The sequence below is a fragment of the Ruegeria arenilitoris genome (genome assembly GCF_013035425.1).
Lineage (GTDB): Bacteria > Pseudomonadota > Alphaproteobacteria > Rhodobacterales > Rhodobacteraceae > Ruegeria > Ruegeria arenilitoris_A.
Window position 1 is genome coordinate 989,863 of the sequence record NZ_WQHX01000001.1, and the last position, 14,916, is coordinate 1,004,778.

15 protein-coding genes are annotated in these 14,916 nt (G+C 54.6%); 9 read left to right on the forward strand and 6 right to left on the reverse strand.

The window, feature by feature from the left end:
- Positions 1 to 42: 42 nt before the first annotated feature.
- Entirely contained in the window at positions 43 to 609 is a 567-nt protein-coding gene (locus tag GOV45_RS04830) for a TlpA disulfide reductase family protein (protein ID WP_170474909.1), read from the reverse strand.
- Between the two features lie 21 nt (positions 610 to 630).
- On the opposite strand from GOV45_RS04830, the gene argH reads away from it, so the two are divergent.
- The 4 genes from argH to GOV45_RS04850 all read left to right on the forward strand — a co-directional run bounded on the left by argH (position 631) and on the right by GOV45_RS04850 (position 6,343).
- A complete protein-coding gene (gene argH / locus GOV45_RS04835) occupies positions 631 to 2,031 on the forward strand; it encodes an argininosuccinate lyase (protein ID WP_170474912.1) in 1,401 nt (466 codons plus the stop codon).
- On the forward strand, positions 2,019 to 2,201 hold the full coding sequence (locus GOV45_RS04840; protein WP_170474914.1) for an argininosuccinate lyase: 183 nt from the start codon (positions 2,019 to 2,021) through the stop codon (positions 2,199 to 2,201). The genes argH and GOV45_RS04840 overlap by 13 nt, the downstream gene beginning before the upstream one ends.
- A gap of 296 nt (positions 2,202 to 2,497) precedes the next feature.
- The gene (gene lysA, locus GOV45_RS04845; protein ID WP_170474917.1) at positions 2,498 to 3,763 is read left to right on the forward strand and encodes a diaminopimelate decarboxylase; all 1,266 of its coding nucleotides are present in this window, start codon (positions 2,498 to 2,500) and stop codon (positions 3,761 to 3,763) included.
- Between the two features lie 36 nt (positions 3,764 to 3,799).
- The gene (locus tag GOV45_RS04850; RefSeq protein ID WP_367648652.1) at positions 3,800 to 6,343 is read left to right on the forward strand and encodes a TIGR02302 family protein; all 2,544 of its coding nucleotides are present in this window, start codon (positions 3,800 to 3,802) and stop codon (positions 6,341 to 6,343) included.
- Between the two features lie 19 nt (positions 6,344 to 6,362).
- Here GOV45_RS04850 and GOV45_RS04855 read toward each other — a convergent pair whose 3' ends face one another.
- Entirely contained in the window at positions 6,363 to 7,097 is a 735-nt protein-coding gene (locus tag GOV45_RS04855) for a zinc-ribbon domain-containing protein (protein WP_170474920.1), read from the reverse strand.
- A 181-nt stretch (positions 7,098 to 7,278) separates the two neighbouring features.
- Here GOV45_RS04855 and GOV45_RS04860 point away from each other — a divergent pair, with 181 nt between their 5' ends.
- The 4 genes from GOV45_RS04860 to GOV45_RS04875 are packed head-to-tail and all read left to right on the forward strand — an operon-like array spanning position 7,279 to position 10,184.
- A complete protein-coding gene (locus GOV45_RS04860; RefSeq protein ID WP_170474922.1) occupies positions 7,279 to 7,956 on the forward strand; it encodes a cell division ATP-binding protein FtsE in 678 nt (225 codons plus the stop codon).
- Positions 7,953 to 8,852: a cell division protein FtsX gene (locus GOV45_RS04865; protein WP_170474924.1), complete on the forward strand. Its 900-nt coding sequence runs from the start codon at positions 7,953 to 7,955 to the stop codon at positions 8,850 to 8,852. The genes GOV45_RS04860 and GOV45_RS04865 overlap by 4 nt, the downstream gene beginning before the upstream one ends.
- On the forward strand, positions 8,852 to 9,592 hold the full coding sequence (locus tag GOV45_RS04870) for a lysophospholipid acyltransferase family protein (RefSeq protein WP_170474926.1): 741 nt from the start codon (positions 8,852 to 8,854) through the stop codon (positions 9,590 to 9,592). Before GOV45_RS04865 ends, GOV45_RS04870 begins: the two co-directional genes overlap by 1 nt.
- Positions 9,579 to 10,184 (forward strand): pyridoxamine 5'-phosphate oxidase family protein, encoded by a 606-nt coding sequence (locus GOV45_RS04875; protein ID WP_170474928.1) that lies wholly within the window; start codon positions 9,579 to 9,581, stop codon positions 10,182 to 10,184. Before GOV45_RS04870 ends, GOV45_RS04875 begins: the two co-directional genes overlap by 14 nt.
- A gap of 22 nt (positions 10,185 to 10,206) precedes the next feature.
- On the opposite strand, the gene GOV45_RS04880 is transcribed toward GOV45_RS04875, so the two are convergent.
- On the reverse strand, positions 10,207 to 10,800 hold the full coding sequence (locus GOV45_RS04880; RefSeq protein ID WP_170474931.1) for an NAD(P)H-dependent oxidoreductase: 594 nt from the start codon (positions 10,798 to 10,800) through the stop codon (positions 10,207 to 10,209).
- 101 nt (positions 10,801 to 10,901) lie between these two features.
- Here GOV45_RS04880 and GOV45_RS04885 point away from each other — a divergent pair, with 101 nt between their 5' ends.
- On the forward strand, positions 10,902 to 11,489 hold the full coding sequence (locus GOV45_RS04885) for a TetR/AcrR family transcriptional regulator (RefSeq protein ID WP_170474934.1): 588 nt from the start codon (positions 10,902 to 10,904) through the stop codon (positions 11,487 to 11,489).
- A gap of 178 nt (positions 11,490 to 11,667) precedes the next feature.
- Here the strand turns inward: GOV45_RS04885 and lpdA are convergent, their stop codons facing one another.
- From lpdA to odhB, 3 genes are all read right to left on the reverse strand, one after another.
- Entirely contained in the window at positions 11,668 to 13,056 is a 1,389-nt protein-coding gene (gene lpdA, locus GOV45_RS04890) for a dihydrolipoyl dehydrogenase (RefSeq protein WP_170474937.1), read from the reverse strand.
- A 70-nt stretch (positions 13,057 to 13,126) separates the two neighbouring features.
- Positions 13,127 to 13,396, reverse strand: coding sequence for a hypothetical protein (locus GOV45_RS04895; protein WP_170474940.1), 270 nt, complete (start codon positions 13,394 to 13,396; stop codon positions 13,127 to 13,129).
- A gap of 2 nt (positions 13,397 to 13,398) precedes the next feature.
- On the reverse strand, positions 13,399 to 14,913 hold the full coding sequence (gene odhB, locus GOV45_RS04900) for a 2-oxoglutarate dehydrogenase complex dihydrolipoyllysine-residue succinyltransferase (protein ID WP_170474943.1): 1,515 nt from the start codon (positions 14,911 to 14,913) through the stop codon (positions 13,399 to 13,401).
- Between the last annotated feature and the right edge of the window lie 3 nt (positions 14,914 to 14,916).

Consider the following 14,916-nt stretch of genomic DNA (forward strand, 5'->3'; position numbering starts at 1 on the left):
CTTATTCTCACGCACAAACAAATTATGAAATCTTTGTTCAAGTCAGCTTGCGCCGTTGACCAAGGCAGAGATTATCGCTTTGGCGCTTTCTGAATTCCACTCGGCGTCGCCTATCATACGGGCTATTTCCTGACCTTCCGGATTCAATATAACCGTTATTGGTAAGGCGACGATGCCGAACTCGCGTGCGGCCGCCTGGCGTGGATCTTGATGACGTGGCAGATTGTCTATTCCGTTTTCTGCAAAGAATTTCTTGATGCCCGCTGGGTTATTGCGGCCGGTCGCCAATGTCAGAACCTGAAATTTTTCGCCCCCAAACTCTTCTTGAAGTTCGGCGATCTGTGGCATCTCCACACGGCAAGGCGCGCACCAAGTGGCCCAAAAGTTCACCAGTAAGTATTTGCCACGAAAGTCTTCCAGAGTACCTACGCCCCCGTCATCTTCGAGCTGAAACTCGATTGTTTTTGCTTCCTTGGGCTCCTTATGCACGATCAGCCGTTTCATGCTGTCCTCGCGCAAAGCCTCGATCGTTGCCGGATCAGCAGCCAAAGCCGCGTTTGCACCCAGCGCGAGGGCCATATAAAGGGGGATCAGACTAACAAGGCGCATATTAACTCCGGGTTTTCCAACATGACCGACCAATCCTCGAACCAGATGTGGGGCGGCCGCTTTGCCGCTGGTCCAGACGCGATAATGGAGGCGATCAATGCCTCGATCGGGTTCGATCAGCGGATGGCGGCCCAAGACATCGCAGGCTCGCGCGCCCACGCCGCCATGCTTGCGGCTACAGGCGTGATAACTGATAGTGATGCTCAGGCCATTCGGGAAGGGCTGCTCACCGTATTGTCAGAAATTGAACGCGGAGAATTCAAATTTTCAACCGCGCTGGAAGACATACATATGAATGTCGAAGCGCGCCTGAAAGAGATCATTGGCGACCCAGCCGGTCGATTGCACACCGGTCGGTCCAGAAACGATCAGGTGGCAACCGACTTCAAACTCTGGGTGCGCGATCAGCTGGACGCGGCAGAAAGCGGTTTGCTTGCTTTGATCCGGGCACTTTTGGCGCAAGCTGAGGCCGGCGCAGATTGGGTTATGCCCGGCTTTACCCACCTGCAAACCGCGCAACCGGTCACATGGGGCCACCACATGATGGCCTATGTCGAGATGTTTGGCCGCGACCTGTCTCGCGTTCGCGACGCGCGTACCCGTATGAATGAATCGCCTTTGGGCGCGGCCGCATTGGCGGGAACTTCCTTCCCGATTGATCGCCAAATGACCGCCGAAGCGCTGAGTTTTGATCGCCCTGCGGCGAACTCTCTGGACGCCGTCAGCGATAGGGATTTTGCGTTGGAATTTCTATCTACCGCCTCAATTTGTGCCGTTCATTTGTCCCGGTTTGCCGAAGAGCTGGTGATCTGGTCGTCAGCCCAGTTCCGCTTTGTCACCTTGTCCGACAGGTTTTCCACAGGCTCATCTATCATGCCACAAAAGAAAAATCCTGACGCGGCCGAGCTGATCCGCGCCAAAGTTGGTCGGATATTTGGTGCCAATACCGCGTTGATGATGGTGATGAAGGGCCTGCCGCTCGCCTATTCCAAGGACATGCAGGAAGACAAGGAACAGGTGTTTGACGCGGCGGACAACTGGATGCTGGCTTTGGCGGCTATGGAAGGAATGGTCAAAGACATGACCGCCAACCGTGAAAGCCTCGCCTCAGCTGCAGGCTCGGGTTTTTCAACCGCCACCGATCTCGCGGATTGGTTGGTACGTGTTTTGGGGCTGCCGTTCCGCGATGCCCATCATGTGACAGGCTCACTAGTGGCAATAGCCGAAAAAAAAGGCTGCGACCTGCCCGACCTGACGCTGGAAGACATGCAGTCTGTTAAGTCGGAAATTACAGATGATGTCTACTCTGTGCTTACAGTCGAGAATTCTGTACACTCGCGACAGTCCTACGGAGGTACGGCCCCTGATCAGGTGCGTGCCCAAATTAAACGATGGAAGGCGCTGGTGGGATGCGAATACTGAGTGTAATCCTTCTGATCTCGGCTGGTCTTGTCCTCAGCGGGTGTGGTGCGGATGGAGAGCCCACGCAGCCCACCATGAGCGCAAACGTTGGTGTTGGCACCAGCGGGGTGCATATCGGCGGTGGTATCGGCCTGCAGCGCGGCGGGTTAGGCGTATATCTGGGGCTTTGAGCCAAATTTATTGAAATGGCTTGAACGCTGCTATTTTAGCGTAACTTAAAAATCCAGTGGGTTCCCGCATTGATGAGGATTTGATGAAGACCGTGTGCGTAATGCTTTGCTTTGTTGTCCTCGCTGCTTGTGATCCGACTCAATCTCCGCGGAAGGAAACGGCAGATGAACGCAGTGGGTCCGGGGTTTCGGTATCTGGCTACGCGCGGGCCGGCGCGTCGATAACGTTCTAGGCATCTATGCTATTGCGCGGAATCATTTGATCCCCACGCAGTTTTTGGTCTAAGCGCGCAGGCATGGATCATTTTCTCTACCGCGACGGCGCGCTTTACGCCGAGGATGTACCAATTTCCGAAATCGCTGCCGCGGTCGGAACGCCTTTCTATGTGTATTCGACGGCGACGCTGTTGCGCCATTTCAAACTGTTTGATGATGCGCTTGAGGGAACTGATCACCTTGTTTGCTATGCCATGAAGGCTGCCAGCAATCAGGCGATACTGAAAACACTGGCGCAGGCAGGCGCGGGTATGGATGTTGTATCGGGTGGGGAATATTTGCGCGCCAAGGCTGCCGGTGTACCGGGCGAAAGGATTGTGTTTTCCGGCGTCGGAAAAACTGCGGACGAGATCCGCACGGCGCTGACCGGAGGTATCCGGCAGTTCAACGTCGAGTCCGAGCCTGAGATGGAAGTCATCAATTCGGTTGCTCTGGCGTTAGGTGTCGTCGCGCCGATCACTGTGCGTGTAAACCCCGACGTCGACGCCAAGACGCACGCTAAAATCGCGACCGGAAAATCCGAGAATAAGTTTGGAATTCCCATATCTCGTGCATCAGACGTCTATGCTCATGCCGCAAGCCTTTCGGGTCTGGAAGTTATTGGGATTGATGTCCATATCGGCTCGCAATTGACAGAGTTAGAGCCATTCGAAATGGCCTATGCCAAAGTGGCCGAGCTGACCGAGCGGCTGCGTAGCGAGGGGCACACCATCCGGCGCCTCGATCTTGGGGGTGGTTTGGGAATACCCTATACCCGGTCCAATGAAGCACCGCCGCTTCCCATTGAGTACGGTGCATTGATCAAAAGAACCGTGGGCCATCTGGGTTGTGAGATCGAGATTGAACCGGGCCGTTTGATCGCGGGCAACGCCGGTTTAATGGTCAGCAAGGTCATTTATGTCAAATCTGGTGAGGGACGAGACTTCCTTATTTTGGACGGTGCTATGAATGATCTGATTCGACCGGCCATGTACGAGGCTCACCATGATATTGTCGCTGTAAAGGAACCCGATCCGGGTGTTGAACAGCAACCTTATGATATAGTTGGCCCCGTTTGCGAAACTGGCGACACATTTGCCAAAGAACGCAACATGCCTCCTTTGGTCGCTGGTGATCTGATCGCATTCCGTAGCGCGGGCGCATATGGTGCAGTAATGTCAAGCGAATACAATACCCGCCCTCTGATACCCGAGGTTCTGGTTAACGGGGATCAATTTGCAGTTATTCGTGAACGGCCAAGCTTTGACGAAATCATAAACCGCGATACCATACCCCCGTGGCTTTGACGCAGTGATCGCGTCGGGCCGATCAGGAGGCCCGTTTTGAGCAATAGACCAAACCTGCCTATTCCACGATTGTCGCTTTGGCTGACACATGCCGGGATGTTGGCCGAAAGAGCGTGGCGCGCCTTCTGGCCCTTCTTGTCTGTTCTAATGTTGATTCTTGCGGCTCTAATGCTGGGGCTTCAGGACATGGTGGGCGTCGAAACCGTATGGATAATTGGTGCGGTGGTGCTGATTGTTCTAGCTGGCACAACGGTATTTGGCTTGCGGCGATTCCGCATACCTAATCGCGCCGAGGCTTTGATAAGACTTGATGAAACCCTTCCGGGGCGCCCGATCCAAGCCTTGATGGATGACCAGGCAATCGGAGCGATGGATGCAGACTCGGTTGCCTTGTGGCGTGCACATCAGGCTCGGATGGGGGAAAGAGCCGCTTTGGCCGAGCCGGTTAAACCTGACCTAAGGATTGCATCTCGCGACCCATACGCTCTGCGATATGCGGCTTTGCTTGCGCTTGTGATAGCGACACTGTTTGGATCCTTTTGGCGAATTGGTTCAGTTGCAGACATGACCCCCGGCACTGCGTCGGCAGGTCAGGGACCGACGTGGGAGGGGTGGGTTGAACCGCCACGATACACCGGGTTGCCGACGCTTTATCTGGCCGATCAGAAGGACCCGACACTGTCAGTGCCTCAGGGAAGCCGTATTACATTAAGATTCTACGGAGAAGTTGGCGCGCACAGTCTGACGGAAACCACTTCGACCGCTGGCGCCGAGCTTGCAACCGATCCCGAGCAGGACTTTGTCGCGGAGCGGTCTGGTCAAATGACCATCGAAGGCCCCGCTGGGCGTGACTGGGTGTTGGATGTCATTTCGGACGAGGCCCCTATTATTTCGGTATCTGGCGCGGCCGAAGCTGAAGCTGGAGGTCAGATGAAACTGCCCTTTTCGTCCAGCGATGACTATGGCGTGGTGTCCGGGGCGGCCGTAATCGAGTTGGACCTAGCGTCGGTTGACAGACGCTTCGGTTTGTCAACAGAGCCCGAGCCGCGAGAAATAATCGAGGTGGAATTGCCTATGCCCATCACGGGTGACCGCGCTGATTTCACTGAAGATCTGATCGAAGACTTTTCGGAACACCCTTGGGCGCATTTACCGGTCACAATTACACTGATGGCTCAAGACGCAGCCGATCAACGTTCTTATTCCGAGCCGTTTCAGACGGCTTTGCCTGCCCGCCGTTTTTTCGATCCGCTGGCAGCCGCAGTGATCGAGCAACGTCGTGACCTGCTGTGGGCCCGGTCGAATGCGACCCGCGTAGCGCAGGTTTTGCGGGCGGTGTCGCACAAGCCCGAAAACTTGTTTCGGTCTGACACTGCGTATCTTCGTCTTCGCGTCACGCTTAGACGGCTTGAGACTTTCAACGCCTACGGCCTGAAACCCAAACAACAAGAGGAAATTGCACAAGCTTTGTGGGATCTTGCCGTTCTCATAGAAGATGGCACTCTGGCGGACGCTTTGGAACGTATGCGGCGAGCACAGGAACGTCTGACCGAGGCTATGCAAAACGGTGCCAGCGATGAAGAGATCGCTGAACTGATGCAGGAATTGCGTGAGGCGACTCAGGATTATTTGCAGCAACTGCAACGTCTTGCACAGGAAAACGGTGAAGGTGGCGAGCGGCAGCAGGGTCAAAACGGCGAAACGATGCAGATGACCCAGAATGATCTGCAGGAGATGATGGACCGCATCCAAGAGCTGATGGAGCAGGGCCGTATGGCTGAGGCGCAGCAAGCGCTGGAAGAGTTCCAACAGATGATGGAAAACATGCGGGTAACGCAGGGTCAGGGGCAGGGTGGTCAATCTGAAGGCCAGCAGGCAATGGAAGGACTTGCCGAAACCTTGCGCGAACAACAGGGTCTTAGTGATCAAGCATTCCGGGATCTGCAGGAACAGTTTAATCCGGGCGCGCAAGCTGGCGAAAGCCAGGGCAACGAAGGCAGGTCTGGCGGTCAGGGCCGTGGCCAGAGCCACGAAGGGCAGGGCGGACAGGGTCAGGGAACTGATCAAGCCGGTGAAGGCCAGCAGGGTCAGGGAACGCTGGCTGATCGTCAGCAAGCCCTTCGAGATGAATTGAGCCGACAGCAACAGGGTTTGCCCGGATCTGGAACGCCCGAGGGCGACGCCGCGCGAGAAGCGCTGGATCGGGCAGGCCGGGCCATGGATGAAGCCGAAGACGCCCTTCGCGGCGACGATTTAGCCGAAGCCATCGACAGGCAATCCGAAGCGATGGAGGCTTTGCGCGAAGGAATGCGGTCATTGGGCGAAGCATTGGCGCAAAACCAGCAAAACCAGCCTGGTCAAGGTACCCAAGACGGAGACATGCAGGCCAACAACCGTGATCCCCTTGGCCGAAATCAAGGAACCGGCGGATCGATTTCAACCGAAGAAAACCTGTTGCAGGGCGAAGACGTATACCGCCGCGCTCGTGAGCTGTTAGATGAAATCCGGCGCCGTACCGGTGAAACGGACCGACCACAGATCGAACTTGAATACCTTAAGCGCCTGTTAGAGCGGTTTTGATCTGCGCAAGCGGCACAGGTTAATTCTGTACCGCTCCGCCAGCTTGCGTTTCAAGCCATAGCCGGGCTTGATCAACCAATGACACATAGGATTTCAAGGCGGGATAGGCCTGAGGCACGGCCTCGCCGATCTGGTTGGCGTTGCTGTATACCAAGTACAGGATCACGCCTATAATCAGAATCAACGCAAAACCTCTCAGGAACCCCCCCGATTTGCGTTGTTCTGTTGGCACGTCTTCAGACTTTTTGCTGACGTCATCGCTTTGCAATCCTGTATTGATCGCCTGGACATCGGGCAGCGCATCTTTCTGACCTGCATCTTCAGAGGTCGCTGTAGCGGCCGGTCTTGCAGGTTTGACTTTGGGTTCATCTGGTTGGTCTAACGCCAGGTCTGGTTGGCTTTCAAGACTGGTGCCTTCCTGGGCGCGCAACTTGGATTCTCGAGCCGCTTCTTCCTTTAGGATGCCAGCGATTGCGGGATCCACGTTCCCCGAGCTGGCAACGGTTGTTTCCGGCTCTATCGCATCATCTTCGGTATCTGCTTCCGTCTGCGCAGTGGGACTTACCTGTTCAGGTTCCGGTTCCGGCTTCGCGGGGGGCGGCTGTACCGGCTCTGGTGTGTCGGTAGTTTCCTGATTCTTGGCCTGAAACCAAGTATGCTCGCAATTCGAACATTGCACGTCACGCCCATTTTCGGGGATGACGTCGTCCGGCACTTCGTATTGAGCGCTACAATTCGGACATGTGAGTCTCATTCTGCCTCCTGGCCTGACTGCCGGCCTGTTCAAAATTTTTGTTGCAATGATATTCCGTTAAGGCTCAACAGCAAAGCGTGTTTTCGGTTTAGCGGGCTAAGTGTCGCCAATTGGACTGTCTGAGGCATTGAAAGTGCTGCCTCTCTGGGGCAAGAGAGGCTGAATAATAAAGGGGACAGGCGTGATCGAGCTGGAAGATGTCAGCTACAGTTATGGCGGCGGCGAGCTGCTGAGCGATGTTTCGTTACAGCTGCAGCCCGGTTCGTTTCATTTTCTAACGGGACCATCCGGAGCGGGTAAAACCACTTTGCTCAAGCTGTGTTATGGCGCATTGCTGCCAAACTCGGGTCGTCTCAGCGCATTTGGGGAAGACATTTCCAGTTTGGATCGTGATCAGATGGCATTGCTTCGACGCCGGATAGGCATTGTGCATCAAGATTGCCGCTTTCTGGATCATATGACCGTGGCAGAAAATGTCGCGTTACCTTTGACGGTATCAGGGAGCACCGCAGAGACGGAACAGGAAAACCTTACCGAGCTTTTGAACTGGGTCGGGCTTGGCTCCCGCCTTCAAGCGCTTCCACCCGAGTTGTCTGGAGGCGAAAGGCAGCGCGCGGCACTTGCGCGTGCGGTAATTTTATCACCTGATCTGGTGCTGGCGGACGAACCCACTGGGAATGTCGACTGGGAAATGTCTCAACGTCTTCTTCACTTGCTGATTGAACTGAACCGAATGGGAAAAACAATCCTGATTGCTACCCACGACCTGGGTCTGATTCGCGCTGCCAAAAGCCAGGTACAGGCCCGCGTTCTTAGGATTTCCCACCGGCAGCTACAGCTCGCGGGGGCAGACCTATGATCGGTGAAGGTGTTCGAGACCTGCTGCGGCGCGACGGACGTGCAGATCGTGTTGTTCCACCCACGGGATTTACCGCGCAACTGACCCTTTTTGTTTCGGGTGCAATGGCGTTTTTGGCCGTTTTTGCCTTGGCTTTGTCGTTGGCCGCCGGACGATTGGCAGAGCGCTGGGCGTCGGAGCTGGCGGGTGCGGCAACACTTCGTATCAACGCGCCAGTCGAACAACTTGCGGCCCAGACCGAGACTGCACTTGTTGTTCTGCGACAAACACCTGGCGTGGCTTCAGCACGTGTACTGACCGCAGAAGAGCAAGTGGCTTTGCTGTCGCCGTGGTTTGGACCGGATCTGCCGTTGGACACATTGCCTGTGCCACAGCTAATTGAGATAACGGAAGGTGATCCCGGGCTGGACGCAGTGGGCCTGCGATTGCGTCTTGGGGCCGAAGTTCCCGGCGCTGTTTTAGACGACCATTCGCGGTGGCGCGAGCCGCTTGTGACGGCGGCAAATTCGCTTCGGCGGTTGGGCTGGGTTTCGATCTTGCTGATCGGAGGAGCTACCGCCGCGATGATCACACTGGCGGCCAACGCGTCGCTGGCGGCCAATGCCCAGATTGTTGAAGTTCTGCGCCAGGTTGGTGCAAAAGACCGGTTCATCGTAGGTGCGTTCGTCAGACGCTTCACTTTTCGTGCGTTTTTTGGTGCTGTGGTAGGTACTCTGCTGGGCATGAGCGGGGTTCTGTTATTACCTGAGGTTTCGGAGGAGGGCGGTTTTTTGACGGGTCTCGGGTTTCAGGGAATTGGGTGGCTGTCGCCGGCGTTGATCCCGTTATTGGGCGCCTGTGTTGCCTTTGTCGCAACATGGTCTGCCGCTCGCCGAAAGTTGAAGGAGCTGTCGTAATGACAATGGTCGTTCAATGGGTGCGATCGCTGATCTTTATGATCACTATTTATGCTTGGATGCTGATCCTTGGCCTTGTCTTTGCGCCTTATGCACTGTTCGCCAAGCGTGGCGCTCTTATGGCCTGCAAGACGTATGCACGAACGACTTTGTGGCTGGCACGTTGGATGGTTGGCATCCGGTCGGAAGTGCGCGGAGTTGTGCCTACAGGCGAGGTTGTTGTAGGGGCAAAGCACCAGTCCTTTCTTGATATTATCGTAATTTTTGACGCCGTTCCGCATGGCAAGTTCATTATGAAACGAGAATTATTGTGGACGCCGATAATCGGCTTATATGCTCGGCGTTTAGGATGTATTCCAGTGAATCGCGGTAAGAAAGGCGCCGCGGTGGCGAAGATGGTCAAAGACGTTGCAAAAGAGTTCAATGAACCTGGACAGCTGGTCATCTACCCTCAAGGCACTCGGGTCGCGCCGGGCGTCCACAAACCTTACAAAGTTGGAACAGCAATATTGTACGAAGGGCTTGGTTTTACTTGTATTCCGGTTGCCACAAACGCAGGCGTCTTTTGGCCCCGAACAGGTGTCTTGCGCAAACCGGGACTTGCGATTGTCGATTTTTTGGACCCAATCGAACCCGGCGTAGCCCGCAACGAATTTCTTGGACGGCTGGAAGAGGTCATCGAAATGCGCTCGGATGCTTTGATGCGAGAAGTTGGATTTGACCCTGATGGAATTCATTGAAAATATTACGCAACTTGAAGCGCTTTACGGTGAACCTGGCTCTGCATCCTTGCGCAAAGTGACCCGTCGGCTGACTCCGCTCTATAGTGATTGGATAAGAGCGTCGCGCCTTTGCGTTCTGAGCACCGTTGGACCTGAAGGCGTCGACGGTAGTCCGCGTGGCGACGATGGTCCAGTTGTGTTGGAACTGGACCCAGGAACTCTAGCTTTGCCTGACTGGCGCGGCAACAATCGGTTGGACAGTCTGCGGAATATCGTTCGCGACGGGCGCGTATCGCTAATGTTTTTTGTGCCCGGTTCGAACAACGTTGTAAGGGTGATCGGCACAGCTCAGCTGACGGCAGATGAGATATTAAGAGAGCGATTTGAGAAACGCGGGAGACGCCCTTCCACCGTGATCGTAGTAAAAATCGCCGAGGTCTATTCGCAATGCGCGCGTGCATTGATACGAGCCGGAATCTGGACAAGAGGTGATGAAAGCTCGTCTTTGCCGACAGTAGGTGAAATTTTGGCGGAAATTACAGAGGGTGAAGAAGGCGGCGCGCAATACGATCAGGAATGGGGTGAACGCGCCGCCAAAACGATGTGGTAACATAAGTCGACAACTACTGCCATTAAACGGCGGCCGCGCCAATCTTGGCTACTTTTTCCACCCAACGGTCGACATTCCCGGGTTTTGGATAGCTGGCTCCTGCAAAATAGGTAAAACGGGTTGGCTTGAAGCCAACGAAGCCAAGAATCTGATCTCGAACCTGACGGATCAAAGCTTGGCGATAGATCAGGCGCATGAACCACCCTGGCGTGTCCGAAGTCAAAATGACCCGAGCGGTTCTGCCCGTTAACATTGGGGCGGGAAACCCGATTTTCGTTGTGTTGCGGGTATCAAATGTGCGTCCGGGAATGAACATGCGATCGATCAGTCCTTTAAGCTTTGCTGGCAGGCCGCCCCACCACATTGGCGTCGTTAGTACAAGATGTTCACTCCACTCAAAGTCTTGCAAAACCTGTTCTAGAACGGGTTCCAGTGGTTTGAATTCATGGTAATTGCCCTGACCGAAGTCGTGGTCGAACTGCAGATCACTAAGATGAATCAAACGGATTTCATGCCCCTTTTTACGCGCTGCATCAGCGTAGGTTTGTGCAAAAGTTCTGGACAGGCTGGTTTCGCCGGGATGTCCGTCGAGTATCAGGATCTTCTTGGGTTGCATCGGGTTCTCCTAAATTTGACCACGGTCAATTTATAGGATCAAAAAATGACCGCGGTCAATAAAAAATTTGACCACGGTCAAAAAACGTGCGATCAAACCACATGCAAAAGACAATTCAAAAGAGAACTCTAAAGACACGGGCTCGCTTATTTACGGCTGCTGAAGCAGTTATCGAAAAGAATGGATACGAGGCTTTGCGTGTCGATGAAGTAGTTCAGGCGGCTGGTGTCGCCAAAGGTACGTTTTTTGCACATTTTCGCGACAAAGACGAATTGATGGAGATTCTAATAGGGCAAAAGCTCGTGGCCTGCTTTGATCAGGTTGAAAAGGGCCCAATGCCCAAAACCGCGCTGGAAATTATCGATGCACTTGAACCTATTCATTCATTTATGACTTCTGAACGATACGTGTTTGATCTGATTATCCGGTATTCTGGCGCAACGGCAATTGCCGAGATCGGGCCTATCGCGATGTGCTTTGAACGCTATGTCAGGATGACTGCTGTTTGGCTGGAATCTGCGGAAGTGCGTGGAGATGTGTCCGCTGATTTACTTGCAGAGGGCGTCCAAGCCTTTGCGCTTCAGTCGATGTCGCTAAAATATTGTGCCTTGCATGAGTCGCAAAGTTTTAGGGACAGGTTGGAGGTTTATCTGAACGCCTGGTTGAACCCGATCGTCCAGAAAACCTAGTAACTGACCGTGCGCAAACCGAGCCAGCCTTAAGCTTTGTAAGTATCGGGTACCAGAAGAATTTAAGGCACGGCGCGTTAAGTCTGAATTCGACAATTTGACAGCTAAAAGCAGCTTATCCGTCGGCGACGAAAGGCGGGCTAATCGCCCACCTGTGTCTCGTCCGGCCCTTCCAATCTTAGCTGTGAATTGGTCCGCCACCGCAGGCAAGCGCTGCCTCTCGGACTGCTTCGGAATAGGTCGGGTGAGCATGGCAGGTAAGAGCCAGATCTTCGGCGGAAGCGCCAAATTCCATCGCTACGCAAACCTCATGAATAAGATCCCCTGCCGCCGGGCCGATAATATGAGCGCCCAGTATCCGATCCGTTTCTTTATCCGCCAGGATTTTGACAAATCCATCCGCCGCAAAATTCGCTTTTGCGCGGCCGTTGCCCATGAACATGAATTTGCCGACCTTGTAAGCGCGGCCTTGTTCCTTGAGTGTGTCTTCGGTTTCACCGACGTTAGCGACCTCTGGCCAAGTGTAAATTACGCCCGGAATGACTCCATAGTTCACATGCCCATGCTTGCCCGCGACTTGTTCGGCAGCGGCCATTCCTTCGTCTTCAGCCTTATGCGCCAGCATGGGACCTTCAATTACGTCGCCGATCGCAAAAATACCGGACACATTAGTTTGCCAATCGGCGCCGACCTTGATATGCCCACGCGGGGTCATCTCGACACCCAATGCCTCTAGGCCCAGCCCATCGGCGAACGGTTTACGCCCGGTGGCAACCAGTACGGTGTCAGCCTCAATCACGTGCTCGCTATCGTCTTTACGCAATTTATAGGTGACTTTCGCTTTGGTCTTGGTTGCTTCGGTTTTTTGAACGGCCGCACCCATGACGAATTTAAGGCCCTGTTTTTTGAGAATGCGTTGGAAGGTTTTTTGTACTTCGGGGTCCATGCCCGGGGTAATGACATCGAGGAATTCGATAACCGTCACCTCGGCACCCAACCGCTGGTACACTGATCCCAGTTCCAACCCGATGACACCGGCACCGATGACAATCATCTTTTTCGGTATTTTGTTCAGCGAAAGAGCCCCGGTAGAAGTCACGACCACTTTTTCGTCAACCTCGACCCCCGGCAGAGAAGACGGCTCGGACCCAGTCGCTATGATGATGTTCTTGGCCGTATGCACCTCGTCACCCACCTTTACCTGCCCTGGCGCCGGGATCGAGCCCCACCCCTTCAGCCAGTCGATCTTGTTCTTTTTGAAAAGGAATTCGATGCCCTTGGTGTTGCCCTCGATTACTTCGTCTTTATAGGCCTGCATTTGTTTCCAATCGACCGAGGGGCTTTTACCCTTAAGACCCATCTTGGCAAAGTTATGCTCGGCCTCGTGCAAACTATGGCTAGCGTGCAGCAAAGCTTTGGACGGGATGCAACCTACGTTCAGGCAGGTGCCGCCCAAAGTCTCACGCCCTTCGACACAGGCGGTTTTCAGACCCAGTTGAGCGCATCGGATAGCGCATACATAGCCGCCAGGCCCCGAGCCGATTACGATGACGTCATAGTTTGCCATTTTTGTTTCTCCTAAGTCGCGCGGGGCGTGTTGTTAGAAAGGTGACCCAAATTCGGGAACTTGTTTGGCTTTACACAGGCGTGAGCACTTTGATCTTGATATGCGCGACCCCGCCGCGTTCAAGGTGCATAGCGAGTTCTTCGGATTCAAAGAAATCCCGGGCCTTTTCCAGATCGGTTATTTCGAACAATGCTATCGCGTGGTCGTGCTGGTCAGGGTCGCGCCATATTTTAAGATCACGAATACCGGCTGCTTCGCGCATCGGTTTGTCATCACGAAAAACACTTAACCAGACATCAAAGTCCGCCACGTCCGCCTGCCATAATACATGCGTGGTCATGGCTAGAGGTCCATCAGCAGGCGACGTGGGTCTTCTAACGCCTCTTTAACTCGGACCAGAAAGGTCACGGCGCCTTTTCCGTCTACGATCCGGTGATCATAAGACAAGGCTAGATACATCATCGGGCGAATCTTGATTTCTCCGTTGATGACCATTGGGCGCTCCTGAATTTTGTGCATGCCAAGAATACCTGACTGCGGCGGGTTGAGGATTGGCGAAGACATTAACGAGCCATAAACCCCGCCGTTCGAGATGGTAAAGGTCCCACCTTGCATCTCTGCCATGCTCAGTTTTCCGTCGCGTGCGCGCTTGCCTTTTTCAGCAATGGCTTTTTCGATTTCAGCAAACGAAAGGCTATCGGCGTCCCTTATCACGGGCACAACCAAACCCTGTGGTGTACCAGCGGCGACGCCCATGTGCACGAAGTTCTTGTAGACGATGTCGGTTCCGTCGATCTCGGCATTCACTTCGGGCACTTCTTTCAGTGCGTGACAGCAGGCCTTGGTGAAAAACGACATAAAGCCCAGACGCACACCGTGCTTCTTTTCGAACTGGTCTTTGTACTGGCTTCGAAGGGCCATTACTTCGGTCATATCGACTTCGTTGTAGGTGGTCAGGATGGCAGCGGTGTTTTGAGCGTCCTTCAGGCGTTTTGCGATTGTTTGGCGCAGTCGGGTCATGCGCACGCGCTCTTCACGTGATGCATCTTCGGCGGCGACAGGGGCCCGCGGTGCTTGAGCGGCGGGGGCGGGAGCCTCCGCAGCGGGGGCTGGTGCTGATGCGGTCGCAACCGCGCGTGCCACATCTTCTTTCATGATGCGCCCATCGCGCCCAGTGCCGCTTACTTGATCCGGAGAAAGTCCCGCTTCTGCCATTGCTTTTTCAGCCGATGGCGCATTCGCAATGTCTTTAACAGAACTCTCGGTCGCAGCGGGTGTCGTCGGTGCAGCTTTTGATGCCGGAGCCGCTCCTGCAGCCGCGCCCGAAATCACTGCCAGCCTTGCCGCAGCGTCTACCGTTGCACCTTCAGGTGCAACAATCTCGGCCAGAACACCCGATGTCGGAGCGGGCACCTCAACCGAAACTTTGTCAGTTTCCAACTCACAAAGCATTTCATCTTGTGCGACGCTGTCACCGACTTGCTTGAACCATGTCGACACGGTTGCCTCGGTCACCGATTCACCCAGAGTAGGTACCATCACGTCAATACTGCCACCCGAAGCGGCGTGCGTAGTGGCCGGAGCAGGCGCAGCGGCGGTAGGCTCAGGGGCCGCGCCTTCACCAGCGACAATGGTTGCCAGAAGAGCGTCGACACCAACAGTTTCACCTTCTGCCGCGACGATCTCGCCCATCACTCCGGCTGCAGGCGAAGGTACTTCGACCGTCACCTTGTCTGTCTCCAGCTCGCATAGCATCTCATCCACAGCGACTGCATCGCCAGGTTTCTTGAACCATGTCGCAACCGTGGCTTCGGTTACCGACTCGCCAAGCGTGGGAACACGAACTTCAATCGACATCGT